Consider the following 19,037-nt stretch of genomic DNA (forward strand, 5'->3'; position numbering starts at 1 on the left):
AAACAAAACGAGGAGGAAGCGCGATGACGGAGGCCGGACGACATCGTCGCTGGTTGTTTTCACTGGGGGTCCTGGTTGCGTCCTGTGCGTTCGGCGATGTCGCCATCGCGCAGACCAATGACAGCGGCGACCTCTCGTTCGAGCTGGTCGACCCGAACGTGCTACGTGTCTGCGCCGATCCGCGCAATCTGCCGTTCTCGAACGAGAAGGGCGAGGGGTTCGAGAACAAGCTGGCCGAGCTGTTTGCCGACAAGCTCAAGAAGAAACTCGACTACGTCTTCTTCCCGCAGGCCACCGGCTTCGTGCGGATGACGCTGGGCGCGCATCGCTGCGACGTCATCATGGGCTTTCCGCAAGGCGATGACGTCGTGCAGGGCACCAATCCCTATTACCGCACGTCCTACGCGCTGGTCGCCAAGGCCGGCAGCGGGCTCGAGGACGTCGATACGCTCGAGGACCCGAAGCTGAAGGGCAAGCACGTCGGCATCGTCGCCGGAACGCCGCCGGCGACCAACATGGCCATTGCCGGCCTGATGAGCGATGCAAAACCCTATCCGCTGATGATCGACACGCGCTACGACAATTCGGCGCAAGCGATGATCGACGACCTCGCCGCCGGCAAGATCGACGCCGGGGTGCTGTGGGGACCCATGGCCGGCTACTACGCGAAGAAGGTCGGCTCGCTTCACGTCACGCCGCTGGTGAAGGAAACCACGGGACCGAAGCTGGTCTATCGCATCGGCATGGGCGTGCGTCCCGCCGACCAGAACTGGAAGCGACAGCTCAACAAGCTGATCCAGGAGAACCAGGGCGAGATCAACAAGATCCTGGTCGACTTCGGTATACCGCTGCTCGACGAGAGCGATCGGCCGCTCAGCGCGGAGACGGCCAAGAAGTCACCATGAGGCGGCGTCTTGCCGCTGCGCTCGCCGTTGCCGCGTTGGCGGTGCCGGCATCCGCGCAGCAGCAGGAGCCGTTCGAGCCCGAGGGTTATCGCGCCGACAATTATCGCGCACCGGTGCCGGCGACGCTCGTCGGCGCGCGCGTGCTTAACACGGTGGAAGCCGAAGCGATCTGGCGCGCCAAGAGCGGTGCGTTCGTCGACGTGCTGCCGCGCCCGCCGAAGCCGAAGAACCTTCCCGCAGGCACGGTGTGGCGCGATGCGCCGCGCAAGAACATTCCGGGCAGCATCTGGCTGCCGGATACCGGCTACGGCAGTCTGCCGCCGGCCATGGACGATTATCTCCAGCGCGGCCTCGCACAGGCCTCGCGTGGCGACAAGGCCGCGCTGCTGGTGATCTATTGCCTCGCCGACTGCTGGATGTCCTGGAACGCCGCCAAGCGCGCGCTGGCGTATGGCTATTCCAACATCGCCTGGTACCCCGACGGCACCGACGGCTGGGAGCGCGCCAAGCTTCCCACCGACGAGTCCCAGCCGGAGCCGCGGCCGGAGCAGTAGGTGTCTCGATGAGAGGCGCGCAGCCTCTCCTCGCCATTGCGAGCCGACGGGTCCGCGCGAAGCGCGGCCCGATGACAGGCTCCGCGAAGCAATCCAGAATCCTTCCGCGGAGGGAGGACCCCTGGATTGCTTCGTCGCAAGACCTCCTCGCAATGACGAGGTGAGACTCAGCCCTACTGCTTTTGCAGCTTCGTCAGCGTGCCCGTGCCGTTGTTGTCGGTCGCAGAATAGTTCACCCTGTCGCCGGCATGAACGGCCTCCAGCATCGCGGCGTCCTTGGTTTTGTACTCCTGGAGCGCGCCGGCGCCGCCAGCGCTGCCACCGACGGTGCCTTTCTGCGTCTGCTGGATCGAGATCGTGCCGTTGAGCCGATCGATCCGCATGACCATTCCGGTCATGTCGTCAGCAAGAGCGCTGGTTGCGAGCATGCTGAGGGCCGCAGCGCCCGCAAAGATGAATCTTGTGGTTCCCATCGAGGCCTCCCGACGTCTTGGAGTTCACTTCGACAAGCCATCCTAGATCGATTTGGTTCCGGCAGATAGCAGGGCAAAACTTAACCGGGCCGATCCGGGAACCTGTCGTGGGCGCCAGCGAGGCGGGCGCTATTCCATTTCCTGCTGGATCACGCGGCCAAGTGCGAACAGGCGCTGGTCGATCGTGGTTGGAACCTCGCAGACGAATCGCACGACCTTGTGACGGTCCTCGAAAATGCGGGTCTTCCAGATCAGTTCGTTGCCGAGCGCTTCGACCTTGGCTTCGTCGCGCGGCGTCGCGCCCTGCAGCGCATGAAGGGCGATCGTCTCCTCGCGAATCTTGTCGGCGGACTCGCGCTGCTTGCGGCTGACGCGTTCGAGCCCGGCCATCACCTGGGAGCGCTGGGCATTGAGCGTGTCGAACAGGCCGGCGAACAGGAGCTTTGCCTTCGCGGTCTTGTCAGTGGCGGAGGCGGCCAGAAATTCCTTCACGGACTTTTCGGCCTCATCGAGCGGCGTTTTGCGCGCCGACAATTTTGCGACCAGCGCGCTGACCTTGGCGTCGTCCTTCCACTTGTTCTGGACGTCGTCGAGCGCCGGGCCCGCCCAGACGGCGGCAAGCGAAATCTCCGGCACCTTGGCTTGCGTGCAGGGCCAGTCGGGATACCGCGGATCGGCCGCGCGCGCGGCCGTGCCCGACAGCGCCAGCGCCACAACAGCCATCGTCAGAACCTTCATCCTTCGCCTCCTGCGGGCCCCCGTCGCGCCAGCCCACGCGAGGGATCATAGGCCAGAATTGCGCCGATCATGAAGACGATTGTGCAAGCCGCGACCACTGCCAGCGAGATCCAGTTGATTTGCCCGTAGAGTGCAAAACGTATCAGCTCGACCGCATGGGTGAACGGATTGGCCTCGCACAGATAGTACAGATAAGGGCTGCCCTCCTGCACCCGCCACAGCGGGTAGAGCGCGGACGAGGCGAAGAACATCGGGAAAATGACAAAATTCATTACCCCGGCGAAGTTCTCGAGTTGCTTGATGCCGGAGGAGATCAGCATACCGAGCGAGCCCAGCATCAGCCCGGACAGGATCAGCGCCGGCAGCACGGTCAGATAGCCCGATGACGGCGGGGTGATGTCCCAGAACCAGGCGATCAGCAGGAACGCATAGACCTGGAGCAACGACACCGCCGTGCCCGCCAGCAGTTTGCAGAACAGCAGGAACCCGCGCGGCAGCGGGCTCACCAGCAGCGTGCGCATGTTGCCCATCTCGCGGTCGTAGACCATCGAGAGCGAGGACTGCATGCCGTTGAAGAGCTGGATCATCGCCATCAGCCCGGGCGCGATATAGACCTCGTAGAGGATGTAGGTCTCGTAGGGCGGGATGATGGAGATGCCGAGCACTTGGCGGAAGCCGGCGGCGAAGATGAACAGCCAGACCAGCGGCCGCACCAGCGCCGAGACGAAGCGTTCGCGCTGATGCAGGAAGCGCAACCCCTCGCGCCAGACGATTCCGGTGAGGCAGGTCAGGTACTGCTGGGCCGAGAAGCCGCGCGGGGCGTCACGCGTGGTGATGCTGCTCATGCGCCGCCTCCCGGCAGGGTTTGCGCGCCGGTCAGGCGCATGAAGGCGGTGTTGACGTCCTGCGCGCCTGTTGCGGTGACGACGCGGTTCATCGGCCCCTGCGCCAGCACCTTGCCCTGGTGCAGCACCACGAGGTCATCACTGGGCATGATCTCGTCGAACAGATGCGTGGCCCAGAGCACACCGATGCCTTGCTCCGTCACGAGCTGGCGGACCTGGCTGATGATGTCGGCGCGCGCCTTGACGTCCAACCCGACGGTCGGCTCGTCCAGCAAAAGCAGCCGCGGCCGGTGCAGCAGCGCACGGGCGATTTCCAGCCGCCGCATCTGTCCGCCGGAGAGATCCCGCACCTTGCTGCCGGCGCGATCAGCGAGCCCGATGCGGCCGAGCAGCTCGGCGCTGCGTGCGGCGGCTTCGCTCCGGCTGATGCCGTGGAGCGCGGCGTGATAGAGTAGGTTCTGCGTCAGCGACAGGTCGAGATCGAGCGTGCGCGGCTGGAACACAACGCCGAGTAGCCGCAGCGCCTCGCCGGGGCTTTTGCTGATGTCATGGCCGAAAATGCCGACCCGGCCGCTCTGGATGCCGAACAGGCGCGTGATCAGGGAGAACAGCGTGCTCTTTCCGGCGCCGTTGAGGCCGAGCAGGGCGGTAAAGCTCGCCGGCTGCACGTTGAAGGAGACGTCGATCAACGCACGCCGCTGCCCATAGGAATGACTGACGCCGTCGATCGACAGCGCCGGCTCGGCCGCCGCTTCTAGCTTCGGCGCCTCCTGTGGTTCGGGAATCGGAGCAGGGCTGGTCATGGCGCGATCGTGATGCCCCAGGGCAGTTCGCCCACCTGAATCGTCTTGATCACCTTTTGCGCGGCGACGTCGATGACGGAGACGTCGTTCGACACGCCGTTGGTGGTGAGCAGGTATTTTTCATCGGGCGTGAACGCCATGTGCCAGACCCGCTGTCCCACCAGCAGATATTTCGTCACCTTGCGCGAGGCGACGTCGACGACGGCGATGCGGTTGGCGGGGCCGAGCGCGACGAAGGCGGTCTTGTCGTCCTTGGTCATGCCGATGCCGACCGGCTGGATCGCCTCTTTCCGCAGGCCCGGGATCTCGAACGTGACCTTGCCGATCACCTCGTGTTTCTTCGGGTCGATCACCGAGACCGTGCCGCCGATCTCGGAGGAGACCCACACTTCGGAAGCATCGTGCTTGAACTCGGCAAAGCGCGGCCGCGCATCGACCAGCACGTTGGCGACGATCTGGCGCGACGCCGTGTCGATGAAATGCGCCATGTTGGTCGTTTCCGACGTGTTGATCAGCGTCTTGCCGTCGGGGCTGATGGTCATGCCCTCGGGCTCGACGCCGACCTGGATGTCGCCGAGCCGGGCGCGCTTCTCGAGGTCGATCACGGTCACCGTGTTGTCGTTCTCGTTGGCGACATAGAGGATCTTGCCGGCCGCATCCTGGGCGAACAATTCCGGGTCGGGGCCGGAGGGCAGGCTGTCCACTACGGCTTGCGTCTTGGCGTCGATCACCTGGATGGTGTCGTCGTCGCCGACGGCGACCATCACGAACTTGCCGTCGCGCGTGAAATCGATGCCGCGCGGGCGCTGGCCGACCTTGATGGTCTTGGTCACCGTCCAGCTCTCGGTGTCGATCACCGTGACCGTATTGCTCTTCTCGTTCGAGACATAGGCGATGAACGCATGCGCGGGTGCCGCCGCCAGCGCCAGTCCGGACAAGAGCCCCACACGCCACATGCGCAACATTTGCGTTCTCACTTCAGCTTGCATTTGCTCTCCGGACGATCGTAGCCGAGCGTGTCGAGCTCGGAGACCTGGTGCAGGAAACCCTCCTGCGGCGAGACCGACACCACCATGCGGCCATCGACCAGCAGGATCGGCTGGCGCAGCTGCAGATTCCAGTCGCGCAAGGTCAGCCGCGTGCCCTTGAAGGCGGCGACCGAGAAGTCCGGGCCCTTGATGAAATCAGTCACCTTCTTGACGTCGCCGGAATTGGTGCGCGAGGTTGCCTCTCCAATTATGCGCACTGCGGTCCAGGCCTGCATGTCGAGCGCGGTCATGCGCCGCGAGTTCAGCTTGACGAAGCGGTTCTGCATCTGGATCGCGCCCCACTGGTCCTGCGCCGCGTCCCAGCTGCGCGGCACGAGGCCGGCCGAACCGGCGACGGGGCGAGGATCCCAGGTGCGATAGGGCAAATACGCGCCGAATACCTCGCTCTCGTCGGCGGCGACCAGCACGTCGTAAGCAGGGGCTTGTTGCGTGAACACCGGCATCTGGCGCTGGATCAGCGTCACGCCGCTATCGGTGCGGCGCGCGCCGCCCTTGTCCTCGAAGGTTTTTTCCTGGACGATCTTGGCGCCGAACCGCGTGGCGGCGCGCCGGAGTGCATCGGCAAACAGCTTGTCCTCATCATGCGAGCCGACCACGAGAAGCCAGCGCGACCACTTTTTCCAAACAAGATACTGCCCGAGCGCATCCGCCAGCATCGCCCGTGTCGGCGCGGTGTGGATCACGTTGGCGCGGCAATCGGCTTCGCGCAGCCGCTCGTCGATCGCCCCTGCGTTGAACAGAAGCGTGCCACGGTCGCGCAAGGCGTCCGAGACTTTCAGCAGCGCATCGGCCGGCAGGTCGGTGATGATGAAGCCGTTCTTCTCCGCGAGCGCGGTCGCAGCCTGGACGACGTCCTCACCTTCCTTGATGCGGCGCTCTTCCAGCGCGAACCGCTGGCCCAGGAATTTGCCGGTGGTATTGTTGTCCTCGATCGCGAGACGCGCGCCCGCGAAGCCGTCATTCTCCGCGGGCTGCTCGACCAGCGACAGTGTGGATCTGGTGCCGGCGATGCCGAGATAGCCGACGCCGATCAGGGCAGGCTCCGCCGCGAGCGCGCTCGTCGCAGCAAGAGCAAAGCCGATCAGACCGGCCAACCATCGGATCATGTTTCCTCCGAACGATCTCCCCGGCTTGACCGCAGGTGGAGAATTGTCTCTGCTTCGAGCATGACCGATTTGTCGGGGCATGCAACCCCGCATTTCGTCCCTGTGCGCGCGAGGCCTGGAATCACGATCATGCGAGCATTGATGATGATCGCCGCTTTGCTGTTGACGCCTTCGCTCGCGCGCGCCGATCCACCGAAGCTTGCCGTGTTCGATTTCGAGCTGATCGACACCAGTCTGCCCGGGGAGTTCTACGGCTCCAGGGCCGAAGAGGCACGGCTCGTGCTCATCAGCGAGCAGCTGCGCAAGGAATTGACGGAGTCCGGCAGGTTCCAGGTGCTCGACATCGCGCCGGTCAGGGATGCCGCCCGCCACGCCAACTTACAGGCCTGCGGCGGCTGCGATCTCAAGCTCGCCGGCGAATTGGGCGCTGACCTCGAGATCACCGGCATGGTGCAGAAGGTCTCAAACCTGATCATCAATCTCAACATCTATTTGCGCGACGTGAAGACCGGCAACATGATCGCCGCCGCCAGCGCCGACATGCGCGGCAACACGGATGAAGCCTGGACCCGCACGATGAGCTATTTGATCCGCAACCGGTTATTGGCGCCGAATTACGGCAAGCGGGAGTAGGATATTCTCTCAGCGAATTGGGAATCGTAGGGGTGGGCAAAGGCGCACTTGCGCCGTGCCCACGATCAATCAATGATTCGAGAGAAATCGTGGGCACGCTTCGCTTTGCCCACCCTACGATACTGCGCTCGCGGAGAGATACCCCTCATCACGAGGGGAGAAGAAAGCCGATCACCCCTTCAGCTTCTCCGCATGCCAGTGCAGATGATCGCCCATGAAGGTCGAGATGAAATAATAGCTGTGGTCATAACCCGCCTGCCGCCGCAGCGTCAGCGGGATGCCCGCCTTGGTGCAGGCGGCTTCGAGCAGCTCCGGCTTGAGCTGTTCTTTCAGGAAATTATCGGCTTCGCCGACGTCGACCAGGAAGCCGGAAAACTTCGCGCCGTCCTCGATCAGCGCCACCGTGTCGTGGCCGCGCCAGGCGTCCTTGTTCGGTCCGAGATAGCCGGTCAGCGCCTTGGTGCCCCAGGGCACGAGCGAGGGCGCCACGATCGGCGCGAACGCGCTCGCGGCGCGAAAACGGTGCGGGTTGCGCAGCGCCACCGTCAGCGCGCCATGGCCGCCCATCGAATGGCCCATGATCGATTGCCGCTTGGCGTCGACGGGAAAATTTCCCGCCACGAGCTTCGGCAATTCGTCGGTGACATAGCTCCACATCCGATAGTTGCGCGCGAAGGGCTCTTGCGTCGCGTCGACATAGAAGCCGGCCCCTAAGCCGAAATCATAGGCGTTGTTGGCATCGCCCGGCACGTCGGCGCCGCGCGGTGAGGTGTCCGGCGCGACGAAGATCAGGCCGAGCTCGGCGCAGGCTTTGCGGAATTCGCCCTTCTCGGTGACGTTCGCATGGGTGCAGGTGAGCCCGGACAGATACCAGACCACCGGCAGCTTGGCGCCGTCGGCATGCGGCGGAACATAGACCGAGAACACCATGTCGGTTCCGGTCGCCTGGCTCGCATGGCGATACACGCCCTGCACGCCGCCGTAGGATTTGTTGGTCGAGACAGTCTGAATCGTCATGCCTTCACTCCGTGGCATCTCACCACATCAATATTGCAACGCTTGTGTGACCGAATTTGTGGCAGCTGCCTGCGTCAGGCAACACCGCTGTCGATCGCCAGCCGCACCAGCTCGACCGAGGTCTTCACCCCGAGCTTCTGGCGCATGATGGACGAGGTGTTGGCTACCGTCTTGTAGGACGATTGCACCAGCCAGGCGATCTCGGACAGGCTCTTGCCGGCGCTGAGCAGCCGCAGGATCTCCATCTCGCGCGCATTCAGCTTGGACAGCGGGCTTTGCGCCAGCGTCGGTCCTGCGAAGGCGATGCTGCGCGCGATCGCGCTCGGCAGGTAGGTGCCGCCGCCGCCGACGGCACGGATCGCCTCGACGAGGTCGTCGGGGTCGCCGGTCTTGGAGACGTAGCCCTTGGCACCGCATTCGATCGCGCGTGCGGCAAAGGCCGGGTCGTCGTTCATGCTGAACATGATGATACGGGCCTCGGGCGCGCGCTCGAGGATGCGGCGCGCGAGCTCGAAGCCGGAGACGGTCGGCAAATTGATGTCGATGATGCAGAGGTCGGGGCGTTCGACGATGAAGACGCACTCGCCGTCTTCGGCGTCGGCGGCCTCCAGAATCTCGATCTCGCCCTCGTCGGCCAGCACGGCACGGCAGCCGGAGGCGACAATGGGATGATCGTCGACGATCAGAATGCGCATAGGCGTTTCCTTGTGACAGCGTCGGCCTGTTTCGCGCCCGGCCGGGATTGCTGTACGCTTCCGATTAGATATCCGCCGCTTCGCCGCTGTCAACGTCATCGGATAGCGGCGGGCGAGGCTTGGCGAGGCACGGGCGACACCAATGTGGCAAAATCTATCCTTGCGCGGGCGCATCAACCTCTTGCTGGCGTTGCTGCTGGCGCTGGGGCTCGCCGTCAATATCGGCCGCCAGGTCGCGGAGGCAGGTCCCCGCGTGCAGGCCGAGGACCAGAGCGTGATCCGGCTTGCGCGCGAATTCATCGAGATGATCGTTGCCGATCTCAACGAGGCGCCAGATCCGGATGCCAGGCTGAACCAGATCGCGCGCGACCTCAGCCGTCTGCGCCATGTCAGCATCACGCTTCGGGACACCGGCGGCAATGCGCGGACGCCGCCCCGGCTTGATGCCGATAGCGACACAAGCGGGCCGCCGGCCTGGTTCGTCAGCCTGGTCCATCCCGAGCAGACCGCGGTGAGCGTGCCGGTCTCGATCCGTGGCAAGCCCGGCTCGCTCCTGATCACCTCACATCCCGATGACGAGATCGCGGAGATCTGGGACGGCATCGTGACCCAGCTCGAGGTCGGCACGGCAATCGCGCTGGCGCTGTTTTTCCTGATGATGAAAGTGGTCGGCCGGGCGCTGGCCCCACTCCAGTCGCTGGCAGAGGCAATGGGGAAGCTCGAAGGCGGACATTACGAGGCCCGCGTCGCACCGGGCGGCGCGCCGGAGCTCGCCGCAATCTGCACCAAGCTCAACCACCTTGCCGCAACCCTCGGTGAGGCGGTAGAGGACAAGCGGCGCCTCGCCGAGCGGGCGGTGTCGCTCCAGGACATCGAGCGCAAGGAGATCGCGCGCGAGCTCCACGACGAGTTCGGGCCGTATCTGTTCTCGCTGCGCGCGCATGCAGGCGCGCTGGCGAAGCAGGCGGATGGACGCGTCCCGAGTGCGGAGGCGGTGCGAAAACACGGCAGCGCCATGCTGGAGCAGATCAACGCGCTGCAGCAGTTCAATCGCCGCGTGCTGGAACGGCTCCGGCCCGTCGGCCTCGCCGAGCTCGGGCTGCGCCAGGCGCTCGAATCGCTGTCGCGGCTGTGGCGGGAGTCGCATCCCGATGTCGCCATCGAGACCGTGATCTCGCCGTCGCTCGGGGTCACCGGCGAGACCGCCGACCTCACCATCTACCGCATCGTGCAGGAGGCGCTCACCAACGTGTTCCGCCACGCCGGCGCGACCTCGGTCAATGTCGTGATCGAGCCGGCGCGGCAGATGGCGCAGGACGGTCGCTTCTGCGCCCGGGTGCGGGTCAGCGACAATGGCCGTGGCATGGAGCCAGGCCAGAAGCTCGGCTTCGGCCTCGTCGGCATGCGCGAGCGGATTCTGGCGCTGGGCGGCACGCTCAACGTCGTCTCCGGCGATGGCGGATTGACCGTGGAAGCGCTGGTTCCGACCGCGGCCGCCTGACCGCTGCCGAAGCGATCGGGAATAATTCCCGATTTGGTCGGGAAAACGGGAGCCGATATTGCCCGACCTTTTGTGGCTGGCGGGATTGCGACTGCCGAATACACTCGTTCCGACCAATCGGCGAAAATCAAAACAGCCGGTGGTCACGGATGGGAAGGCGGGGATGGGCAAGGTTCTTTCGTTCAAGCGTCGTTTGTTGATGGCCTCGGTGTCGACCGGTCTGGTGTCCGGGGTGGTCTTGGTGAGCCCCGCCGGGGCCGCGCAGGACGAGGAGACCAACGTCCAGAATCTGCCGCCGGTCGAAGTGGCGGCGCCGCCGCCGTCGGTGGCGAGGCGCACCGCGCCGACGCGGCCGGTCGCGCATATCGGAGCGGCCTCGTCCGCCAGTCCCCGGACCCGCATCTATGTCTATCCGACCGCGCCGGGCACCGGCAGAGGTCTCGATGTCGACAAGGTCCCGTCGGCGATCAACGCCGTCGATGCCAGCCAAATCAAGCGCACCGGCTCGCTGAACGTCACCGACGCGCTGCGCGACAACATCGCCGGCGTCAACATCACCGAGGTCACCGGCAATCCGTTCCAGCCGGACGTCGAATTCCGCGGCTTCGTGGCTTCGCCCGTGACCGGCACGCCGCAAGGCCTTGCGGTGTACCAGAACGGCGTCCGCATCAACGAAGCCTTCTCGGACGCGGTCAATTGGGACCTGATCCCGACCGCCGCGATCAGGTCGGTGACGCTGGTGACCAACAATCCCGCCTTCGGCCTCAACGCGCTGGGCGGCGCCATCAACCTGCAAATGAAGGACGGCTTCACCTATCAGGGCGCCGAGATCGACGTGATGGGCGGCTCGTTCGGCCGCGTCCAGGGCTCGGCGCAATGGGGCAAGCAGGTCGACAAGAACTACGGCGTCTATGCCGCGCTCGAAGGCTTGCGCGACAACGGCTTCCGCAATTTTTCGCAATCAACCGTGCGGCGCTTCTACGGCGATGTCGGCTACAAGGCCGGCGACAGCGAATTCCACGCCAATATGGGCGTCGCCAAGAACGATTTCGGCGCCAGCGCCACCGTTCCAGCCGAGCTGCTCGACAAATATTGGGGCGCGACCTACACCACGCCGCAGACCACCTCCAACCGCGTCGGCTATCTCAATCTGACCGGAAAGGCCGATCCGACGCCGACTTGGACGCTCGAAGGCACCGCGCATGTGCGCAGGTACGAGCAGAAGCTCGTCGACGGCAATCCGACCGACGTGCAGGAATGCGCCGCCCTGGGGCTGTTGTGCTTCGGCGACGATACGACGCCGGCGAATGGCACCAACGGCGCGCAGCTCGTCAATCCGTATCCGTTGGGGACCATCCTCGGCGAGATCGACCGGAGCACGATCCGTTCGACCAGTTTCGGCGTGTCGGGCCAGGCCACCAACACCGATCAACTGTTCGGGCATGACAATCGCTTCGTGATGGGCGCGACTTACGATGCCAGCGTCACGCGCTACAACGCCACCGCCGAGATCGGCTCGATCGGAGAAAACTACGTCGTCAGCGGCAGCGGCCTCTTCCTGGGGCCGACCGGTCAGCCGGAAACGGTTGCCGGTCCGGTCTCGCTGCGGACCGTCAACCAATATAACGGCCTGTATGCGATGGACACGTTCAACGTCACGGACGCCTTCGCCATCACCGGCGGCGGCCGTTTCAATGTCGCGCGCATCACGCTGGAGGATCAGCTCGGAACCGATCTCAACGGCGATCACACCTTCACCCGCTTCAATCCGGTGATCGGGGGCACGTACAGGATCACGCCGGGGCTGACCGCCTATGCCGGCTATTCCGAGGCCAACCGCGTGCCGACGCCACTCGAGCTCGGTTGCTCCGATCCAGCTCGGCCCTGCCTCATTGCGGCGTTTCTGGTCTCCGATCCGCCGCTCAAGCAGGTCGTGTCCAGGACCGTCGAAGCCGGCCTGCGCGGCACCAAGGAGCTGAACATCGGCACGCTCGGCTGGAAGATCGGCGGATTCCGCGCCACCAATAACGACGACATCGTCGCGATACCCGCGGTCGGACGGACCGGCTTCGGCTATTTCTCCAATGTCGGCCGTACGCGGCGGCAGGGTCTCGAGGCCGAAGTCAACATCAAGTCGCCCACGCTCCAGTTCCAGGCGAGCTATGCGTTCGTCGACGCACGCTTCCTCGATCCGCTCGAGCTGGGCTCCGAAAGCCCGTTTGCCGATCCGGCCACCGAGACCATCCAGGTCTCACCCGGCAACCAGCTTCCCGCGATCCCGCGCCACCGCATCAAGGTCGGCATCGACTATGCCGTGACCGACGTCTGGAAGGTCGGCGGCAACGCGCTGTTCGTCTCCAGCCAATACCTGGTCGGCGACGAATCGAACCAGTTCGCGAAGCTGCCGTCCTATACCGTGTTCAATCTCCACACCTCCTACCAGGTGACCAGGAACATCCAGCTCTACGGCAAGATCGACAACATCTTCGACAAGCGCTACGCGACCTACGGACAGTTCTTCGACCGTGAAGCCTTGCCCAACTTCACCAACGGCGGCGCCGAGTTCACCGACCCGCGCTCACTGAGCCCGGCGAGGCCCCGCGCGTTCTACGCGGGGATGCGGGTGACGTTCTAGGCACGGTGCCGTATGCAAGGCCAGCGGCCGAAGCATCGGCTCCGAGCGCCGCGGCCGGAGGCAGCGCCTCCTGTTCCGCGATAGCGTACGCTGAGCTTGCAGAATATCCCGCCTCCGGCATGATGGGCTCGGAGGCTCGCTTTGCTGTGGCGTTGAAGAATCCGGATGCCGTCGCTGCTATCGTTTCAGCGCTTCGGCACGTCTACGGTGACGAGGTTGCGCGACTTATGCTCATCGAGGGCATGAGCCTCGCCGACCTGATCGATGCGATGTTTTCTGGGCCTTTGACGCATCGCGAGGCCGTTCGAGATATCACCGATGGATTGGACGATTTTGTCATTTCACCGGACCTGGGTCCCATGTGGCACCTCAGGTACATCTATGGAGACGAGCCCGGCTCTCTCCACGTCGTGGACATGGAGATCGCCACGCCGAACGGCACGCTGGCAAGCAGAGACGTCTGGCTTCGTCTGGTCTCCTAGAGGAGGGCTGCCGTTGGAAGGTTGGCCCGCGGCTGCGTCGTCTTTACCAACCGGAAACCATGTCAAATGATCTGAAAATTTTAATGCAACTGCCTGGCTGTCTCCGCGTCAGTTCGTCGGAGGGCCCGTGTGATGACAGAGCGCCAATTGATGGAGCAGGAGTGCCAGATCGCGCGTTATCGGCGCTTGGAGCGGGAGGTGACGGATCCGCTCGCCGCGTGCCTGCTTCACGGCATCGTCGAGGAGCTTGAAGCCGAGCTGCGCAAGGAAAGGCCGGATTGGCACGGGCCGCGTGATTAACGGTTTCTTAGCGCTAATCATGCGGATTGTTGCGTGGGAATGTCAGGAGACTGCTCCCATGCTGAAGGACGGCACATATGCGGCGTGGTACAAGACGCCGATCGACCAGGGCACCGGGATCGTCCATGTCGCAGACGGGCAGATCTGGGGCCGTGACAGCCTGATGACGTATCACGGCTCGTGCCGGGTCGATGGAGATCGCTTCACCGCCACCGTATCAACGAAGCGTCATACCGACGGACGTGCAACGGTCTTCGGCGTGGAAGACGAACTCACCCTGGACATCGAGGGAAATTGCCCCGGCAAGATCGCGACTTACACCGCGACGGCCCAACAAGTGCCGGGAATGATCCTCAAGGGCACTCTCATTCTGACCGAACAGCAGCCGCCGGCAAGTGAACGAGCCGAGCAGTTCGGGGCATTCAATCCCGACAAGCTGCCAAAGCTGCCGAAGCGTTCGCGCTGATCTTGTTCGTCCCCCCTCAAGGGTTCGGCCTATCGCATTTGCAAATCGGCGTTCCAGCGGCCGATCCTTCGAGGCGCCCATTTTGGCGGACTCCTCATGAGGGGACCGTAGCGCAGCCGGGCTCGCCATCGTGCGCGCAACAGCTCGCGAAGAAGAGCAGCATCAATGTCGGACAAGGTCTCGCGTCGCCAGTTCGCGAAAATCATGGGGAGCGTCTGCCGATCCGCGCCTTACCGAAGAGTAAGGTTGGAGGTTTACCTAACGAAGAGAGCAACCAGCAATACGGCGACCGGCAAAAGCCCGAAACAGGTCACAATAATCGCAAAGACCGTCTCGTTCGCGGAAGTCTGTCTGAGATGCCGACGCATGAGCCACGTGCTCCAGCTTAACACAGCTTCATTTGCGGCCGAAGCATGCGCCAGCTAAACACAATCGCGAGCGAAGACAATGGTGGCGAAAATGGCCGGAGAAATCCCAAACAATTCAGATGCAGCAGTGACGAAGCGCGAGAAGCAATCGGCGATTGTCGGCAGGTTGCTGGTGACGTGCTTCGTGGCGATGCGCAGCGGCTATCCTCGCAAGAACCTCGGCGCCGTGTTTGAAGAGCTACTGGTCGCGATGATGATTCGCGTGAGCGACGAACTCGGCGCACCGCCGCGTACGGCCTCCGACGTTTCCAAATATCTCGGGCTCCCGCGCTCGAACGTCCGGCGCTGCCTCAACGTGCTGATCAGCGAAGGCGTGGTCCGCAAGGTGAATGAGTACGGCCATACGGGCGAGCTGGACTGGCTCGCGTCGCGGATCGATGCCGAATATTTCGTCAAGATTCGGGGTGCGATCATCGCTGCGGCTGACGAGTTGAAAGCGCTGGACGCGGCATGACGCGGAACGCGCCGGTCTCTCTACCCTGAAACCTCGCTTCTCAAACCGCTCGCCACCCGCCATTGTGCGGCCGCAGCAATCATCTCAGGAGCAGCATCAATGTCGGACAAGGTCTCGCGTCGCCAGTTCGCGAAGCTCGCGGGGTTGTCCGCAGCCGGAGTGACAAGTCCGCTTGATCTCGCCGACGCCAGGCCGGCATCGCCGCCGCGCAGCGGCGGCGGTTTCCCGGCGGGCTTCGTCTGGGGCACGGCGACCTCGTCCTATCAGGTCGAGGGCGCGGTCAACGAGGACGGGCGAGGGGCCTCGATCTGGGACAAGTTCGTGCGCATCCCCGGCAAGATCGAGGACGGCACCAATGGTGACCGCGCCAATGAGCACTATCACCGCTACAAGGAGGATATCGCGCTCATCAAGGCGCTCGGCTGCAAGGCCTACCGCTTCTCGGTGGCCTGGCCGCGCTTGTTTCCGGACGGCGACGGCAAGCCCAATCCGAAAGGGCTCGACTTCTACAACCGTCTCATCGACGAGCTCCTGAAGAACGGCATCGAGCCGTGGCTGACGCTCTATCATTGGGACCTGCCGCAATCGCTGCAGGATCGCTTCGGCGGCTGGCGCTCGACGGAAACCTGCAAGATCTTCGGCGACTACGCCGCCTATGTCGCCGAGCATCTGACCGACCGCGTCAAGAACGTGTTCACGCTGAACGAGAGCGGCCGCTTCGTCTATTTCGGTTACGGCATCGGCATCGATGCGCCGGGCGTGACGCTGCCGCAAGCCGAGGTCAACCAGATCAGGCACAACAGCGCGCTCGCGCACGGGCTCGCGGTGCAGGCGGTGCGCGCCCATGGCCGCCGCGGCACCAGAGTGGGGCCGGCCGAGAACATCGATGCCTGCGCGCCCGCGATCGACACGCCGGAGAACGTTCGTGCCGCCGAGATCGCGCTGCGCGAGATGAACGCCGGCTATCTCAACGTCATCATGACGGGCCGCTACACCGACGCCTTCCTGAAATTCGCCGGCCCCAACGCGCCGAAATACACCGATGCGGAGCTGAAGATCATCTCCTCGCCGGTCGATTTCCTCGGCCTCAACATCTACGCGCCGCAGAACTATGTGGTGGCCTCCGACCAGGGGGCGGGCTTCATGCCGCTGCCGATTCCGAAATCGTTCCCGCACATGAACTCGGACTGGCTGCGTGTCGGGCCGGAGACGCTCTATTGGGTGCCGAAGCTGGCGGCAAAGATCTGGAAGACGGATGCGATCTATATCAGCGAGAACGGCGCCTCCGGCGACGACGTCGTCACGCCCGACGGCAAGATCTACGACACCGACCGCATCATGTACCTGCGCAACTATCTCGCCCAGCTCCAGCGGGCCACCGCCGAGGGCGTGCCGGTGCGCGGCTATTTCCTCTGGAGCCTGATGGACAATTTCGAGTGGGTGTATGGGCTGAACAAGCGTTTCGGGCTGTACCACGTCAATTTCGACACCCAGGTCCGCACGCCGAAACTCAGCGCTAGCTTCTATCGCAACGTGATCGCGAAGAACGCGGCGGGGGCGTGATGTCTTCGCCTCTCCCCGCGAGCGGGGAGAGGCCGGATTTTACGCGGAGCGGAAAATCCGGGTGAGGGGGAGCCTCCGCGAGTCCGTCTGTTACCGTTTTTGCCGAGGCAGCCCCTCACCCCAACCCTCCTAGGGCGAGCGTAGCTTGTCCCGACCCCGTAAGAACGGGGAGAGGGAGTGCAGCAGCAGCGCATTGACTCTCTTCTCCCCCTTATTCAGAACCGTCCTCAACAACCCACAACAAGAGGACAACGCCAATGGCTGACGCGCTGATCATCGATGCCTGCCGGACCCCGCGCGGCGTCGGCAAGGCCGGCAAGGGAGCACTTTCGGGTATTCATCCGCAGCAGCTCGGCGCCACCGTGCTGCGCGCGCTCGCAGACCGGACCGGCATCGACACCGCCGATGTCGACGACATCGTCTGGGGCTGCAGCGCGCAGGTCGCGACCCAAAGCGGCGATCTCGGGCGGATGTCGGCGCTCGATGCCGGCTATGACGTGCGCGCCAGCGCCGTGACGCTCGACCGGTTCTGCGGAAGCGGCATCACCAGCGTCAACATGGCGGCATCCTCGATCATGGCAGGCGCGGAAGACCTCGTCATTGCCGGCGGCTGCGAGATGATGTCGATGGAAGGACGCCGCGGCGGCGGCCCGATGATGATGGACGGCGGCAATCTGCGCCTGCGCGCGCGTCATCCGCAGTCGCATCAGGGCGTCTGCGCGGATGCGATTGCGACACTGGAAGGCATCACGCGAAGGGACGTCGACGCGCTTGGGCTCGAGAGCCAGAAGCGCGCCGCGCACGCGATCGAGAACGGCTACTTCAAGAAGAGCCTCGTGCCGGTCCACCGCGAGGACGGCAGCCTCGCGCTCGACCACGAGGAGTATCCGCGGCCGCAGACCACGATGGAGGGCCTCGGCAGCCTGAAGCCGGCCTTCCCGGCGATCGCCGACTATGCGCTCGACGACAAGGGCACGACCTATCGCGGCCTGATCCTGCAGAAATATCCTGGTCTCGAGATCGACTTCATGCATCACGCCGGCAACTCGTCCGGCGTCGTCGACGGCGCCGCCGCGATCCTCTTGGCCTCGCCCGCCTACGCCAGGGCGCATGGCCTTAAAGCCCGCGCCCGTGTCGTCGCGATGGCGAACATGGGGGACTCGCCGACCCTGATGCTGAACGCGCCGGTGCCGGCCACGCGCAAGGTGCTGGCGAAGGCCGGCCTGACCGTCGACGACATCGACCTGTTCGAGATCAATGAGGCGTTTGCAGTGGTTGCGGAGAAATATATCCGCGACCTCAAGCTCGATCGCGCCAGGGTCAACGTCAATGGCGGCTCAATCGCGCTCGGCCATCCCATCGGTGCCACCGGCTCGATCCTGATCGGCACCGTGCTCGACGAGCTCGAACGGCGCGACCTCAAGCGTGGTCTCGTCACCATGTGCGCCGCGGGCGGCATGGCTCCGGCCATCATCATCGAGCGTATCTAGCGCGAGCGAAGCTCGCCGCGCCCCCTGTGGGAATAGGGTGAGGGAGCAGGTGAGACGCCACAACGCGACGATCTAGCCTTATTTTCTAGGGCGAAACGCGCTCCTCCGCGCACAAAGAGGCACCTCGTCGCTTGTCGAAAGCGGCGAATCAGCTTTAGCAAGGTTGCGTGCGGGCCTTTGAAACAAGGTAAAATCCGCTGCCTGAGGCTTCTCCCGCTCCGGAAGTAGCTAAAAAGCAGGGTTTTTTGCCACAGAGGGCCAAAAATGCCCGTAAAACCGCGACAAAACTGTGCAGAAGGCTATAGGCCTTCGCCGGTTGGTCTAATATGCAGCCGTCACGAATCAGAGGAGACACGATGGCAACCCAAATGTCCAAATCGCAGTTGATCGAAAAGATTGCGACCGCCACAGAGCTTTCCAAGCGCGACGTCAAGAACGTCATGGAGACGCTGACCGACGTCGGTCACAAGGAGCTCAAGAAGAACGGCCTGTTCCTGGTGCCGGGCTTCGCCAAGTTCGTGGTCATCAAGAAGCCCGCGACCAAGGCGCGCAAGGGCACCAACCCGTTCACGGGTGAAGAGATGATGTTCAAGGCCAAGCCGGCCCGCAAGATCGTCCGCGCCCGCCCGGTCAAGGCGGCCAAGGACGCCGTGGGCTAACAACGCAAAGGCCCCCTCGGTCGGAGGGGGCCTTTTGATTGGGGCAGCCGCGGGGGCCTGAGACGGAGGGCTCAACCCTTGCGGCGCTTCACCCGGACCGGAATGGGTTGAAGCTGCGGCCTTGAACCTAGTCCTGGCGCCGCCAGCCCATCGTGAACCCGGTCGATCGCGCGATCGAGCAACTGGCGCAGCCGCTGCGTTGTCCGCGATCTCTTCGCTTTCTCCAGCAGTTTCTTCATCG

At 64.1% G+C, this 19,037-nt stretch carries 21 protein-coding genes; 12 read left to right on the forward strand and 9 right to left on the reverse strand.

What is annotated here, in order from left to right; translation table 11 throughout:
* The first annotated feature begins 23 nt into the window (after positions 1-23).
* Together RAD10_RS37500 and RAD10_RS37505 are read left to right on the forward strand one after the other, a co-directional pair.
* Positions 24-905, forward strand: a complete 882-nt coding sequence (locus tag RAD10_RS37500; RefSeq protein ID WP_461621392.1) for a substrate-binding domain-containing protein — start codon at positions 24-26, stop codon at positions 903-905.
* Positions 902-1,459, forward strand: coding sequence for a PQQ-dependent catabolism-associated CXXCW motif protein (locus RAD10_RS37505; protein ID WP_461621393.1), 558 nt, complete (start codon positions 902-904; stop codon positions 1,457-1,459). Before RAD10_RS37500 ends, RAD10_RS37505 begins: the two co-directional genes overlap by 4 nt.
* Positions 1,460-1,632: 173 nt before the next feature.
* Here the strand turns inward: RAD10_RS37505 and RAD10_RS37510 are convergent, their stop codons facing one another.
* From RAD10_RS37510 to RAD10_RS37535, 6 genes are all read right to left on the reverse strand, one after another.
* The gene (locus tag RAD10_RS37510; protein ID WP_028142690.1) at positions 1,633-1,932 is read right to left on the reverse strand and encodes a copper-binding protein; all 300 of its coding nucleotides are present in this window, start codon (positions 1,930-1,932) and stop codon (positions 1,633-1,635) included.
* 129 nt (positions 1,933-2,061) lie between these two features.
* Positions 2,062-2,670 carry a hypothetical protein gene (locus RAD10_RS37515; protein WP_461621394.1) on the reverse strand — a complete coding sequence of 203 codons (609 nt, stop codon included), beginning with the start codon at positions 2,668-2,670 and terminating at the stop codon, positions 2,062-2,064.
* On the reverse strand, positions 2,667-3,515 hold the full coding sequence (locus RAD10_RS37520; RefSeq protein ID WP_091966640.1) for an ABC transporter permease: 849 nt from the start codon (positions 3,513-3,515) through the stop codon (positions 2,667-2,669). Before RAD10_RS37520 ends, RAD10_RS37515 begins: the two co-directional genes overlap by 4 nt.
* Positions 3,512-4,318: an ABC transporter ATP-binding protein gene (locus RAD10_RS37525; RefSeq protein ID WP_461621395.1), complete on the reverse strand. Its 807-nt coding sequence runs from the start codon at positions 4,316-4,318 to the stop codon at positions 3,512-3,514. Before RAD10_RS37525 ends, RAD10_RS37520 begins: the two co-directional genes overlap by 4 nt.
* Positions 4,315-5,283, reverse strand: a complete 969-nt coding sequence (locus tag RAD10_RS37530) for a YVTN family beta-propeller repeat protein (RefSeq protein ID WP_177237447.1) — start codon at positions 5,281-5,283, stop codon at positions 4,315-4,317. Before RAD10_RS37530 ends, RAD10_RS37525 begins: the two co-directional genes overlap by 4 nt.
* An 8-nt stretch (positions 5,284-5,291) precedes the next feature.
* A complete protein-coding gene (locus RAD10_RS37535; RefSeq protein ID WP_461621396.1) occupies positions 5,292-6,473 on the reverse strand; it encodes an ABC transporter substrate-binding protein in 1,182 nt (393 codons plus the stop codon).
* Positions 6,474-6,533: 60 nt separating this feature from the next.
* On the opposite strand from RAD10_RS37535, the gene RAD10_RS37540 reads away from it, so the two are divergent.
* On the forward strand, positions 6,534-7,106 hold the full coding sequence (locus tag RAD10_RS37540) for a DUF3280 domain-containing protein (RefSeq protein ID WP_461621397.1): 573 nt from the start codon (positions 6,534-6,536) through the stop codon (positions 7,104-7,106).
* A 171-nt stretch (positions 7,107-7,277) separates the two neighbouring features.
* Here the strand turns inward: RAD10_RS37540 and fghA are convergent, their stop codons facing one another.
* A complete protein-coding gene (fghA, locus tag RAD10_RS37545; protein ID WP_461621398.1) occupies positions 7,278-8,123 on the reverse strand; it encodes an S-formylglutathione hydrolase in 846 nt (281 codons plus the stop codon).
* A 74-nt stretch (positions 8,124-8,197) separates the two neighbouring features.
* The gene (locus RAD10_RS37550; RefSeq protein ID WP_018320706.1) at positions 8,198-8,818 is read right to left on the reverse strand and encodes a response regulator; all 621 of its coding nucleotides are present in this window, start codon (positions 8,816-8,818) and stop codon (positions 8,198-8,200) included.
* Between the two features lie 142 nt (positions 8,819-8,960).
* On the opposite strand from RAD10_RS37550, the gene RAD10_RS37555 reads away from it, so the two are divergent.
* The 9 genes from RAD10_RS37555 to RAD10_RS37595 all read left to right on the forward strand — a co-directional run bounded on the left by RAD10_RS37555 (position 8,961) and on the right by RAD10_RS37595 (position 18,796).
* On the forward strand, positions 8,961-10,319 hold the full coding sequence (locus tag RAD10_RS37555; protein ID WP_461621399.1) for a histidine kinase: 1,359 nt from the start codon (positions 8,961-8,963) through the stop codon (positions 10,317-10,319).
* Between the two features lie 163 nt (positions 10,320-10,482).
* Positions 10,483-12,954, forward strand: coding sequence for a TonB-dependent receptor (locus RAD10_RS37560; protein WP_461621400.1), 2,472 nt, complete (start codon positions 10,483-10,485; stop codon positions 12,952-12,954).
* Positions 12,955-13,073: 119 nt separating this feature from the next.
* Complete coding sequence (locus tag RAD10_RS37565; RefSeq protein ID WP_461621401.1) at positions 13,074-13,436, forward strand: hypothetical protein; 363 nt, start codon at positions 13,074-13,076, stop codon at positions 13,434-13,436.
* A gap of 132 nt (positions 13,437-13,568) precedes the next feature.
* Positions 13,569-13,736, forward strand: coding sequence for a hypothetical protein (locus RAD10_RS37570; protein ID WP_165637887.1), 168 nt, complete (start codon positions 13,569-13,571; stop codon positions 13,734-13,736).
* A 58-nt stretch (positions 13,737-13,794) separates the two neighbouring features.
* A complete protein-coding gene (locus RAD10_RS37575; RefSeq protein WP_461621402.1) occupies positions 13,795-14,202 on the forward strand; it encodes a hypothetical protein in 408 nt (135 codons plus the stop codon).
* A gap of 459 nt (positions 14,203-14,661) precedes the next feature.
* Positions 14,662-15,084, forward strand: coding sequence for a helix-turn-helix domain-containing protein (locus RAD10_RS37580; protein ID WP_461621403.1), 423 nt, complete (start codon positions 14,662-14,664; stop codon positions 15,082-15,084).
* A 99-nt stretch (positions 15,085-15,183) separates the two neighbouring features.
* Positions 15,184-16,647 (forward strand): GH1 family beta-glucosidase, encoded by a 1,464-nt coding sequence (locus RAD10_RS37585; protein ID WP_461621404.1) that lies wholly within the window; start codon positions 15,184-15,186, stop codon positions 16,645-16,647.
* A 257-nt stretch (positions 16,648-16,904) separates the two neighbouring features.
* On the forward strand, positions 16,905-18,137 hold the full coding sequence (locus tag RAD10_RS37590) for an acetyl-CoA C-acetyltransferase (protein WP_461621405.1): 1,233 nt from the start codon (positions 16,905-16,907) through the stop codon (positions 18,135-18,137).
* Between the two features lie 356 nt (positions 18,138-18,493).
* Positions 18,494-18,796, forward strand: coding sequence for an HU family DNA-binding protein (locus RAD10_RS37595; RefSeq protein ID WP_025037698.1), 303 nt, complete (start codon positions 18,494-18,496; stop codon positions 18,794-18,796).
* A gap of 71 nt (positions 18,797-18,867) precedes the next feature.
* On the opposite strand, the gene RAD10_RS37600 is transcribed toward RAD10_RS37595, so the two are convergent.
* A complete protein-coding gene (locus RAD10_RS37600) occupies positions 18,868-19,035 on the reverse strand; it encodes a hypothetical protein (RefSeq protein ID WP_461621406.1) in 168 nt (55 codons plus the stop codon).
* Positions 19,036-19,037 lie beyond the last annotated feature (2 nt).

It is taken from the genome of Bradyrhizobium sp. 23AC (assembly GCF_054863025.1).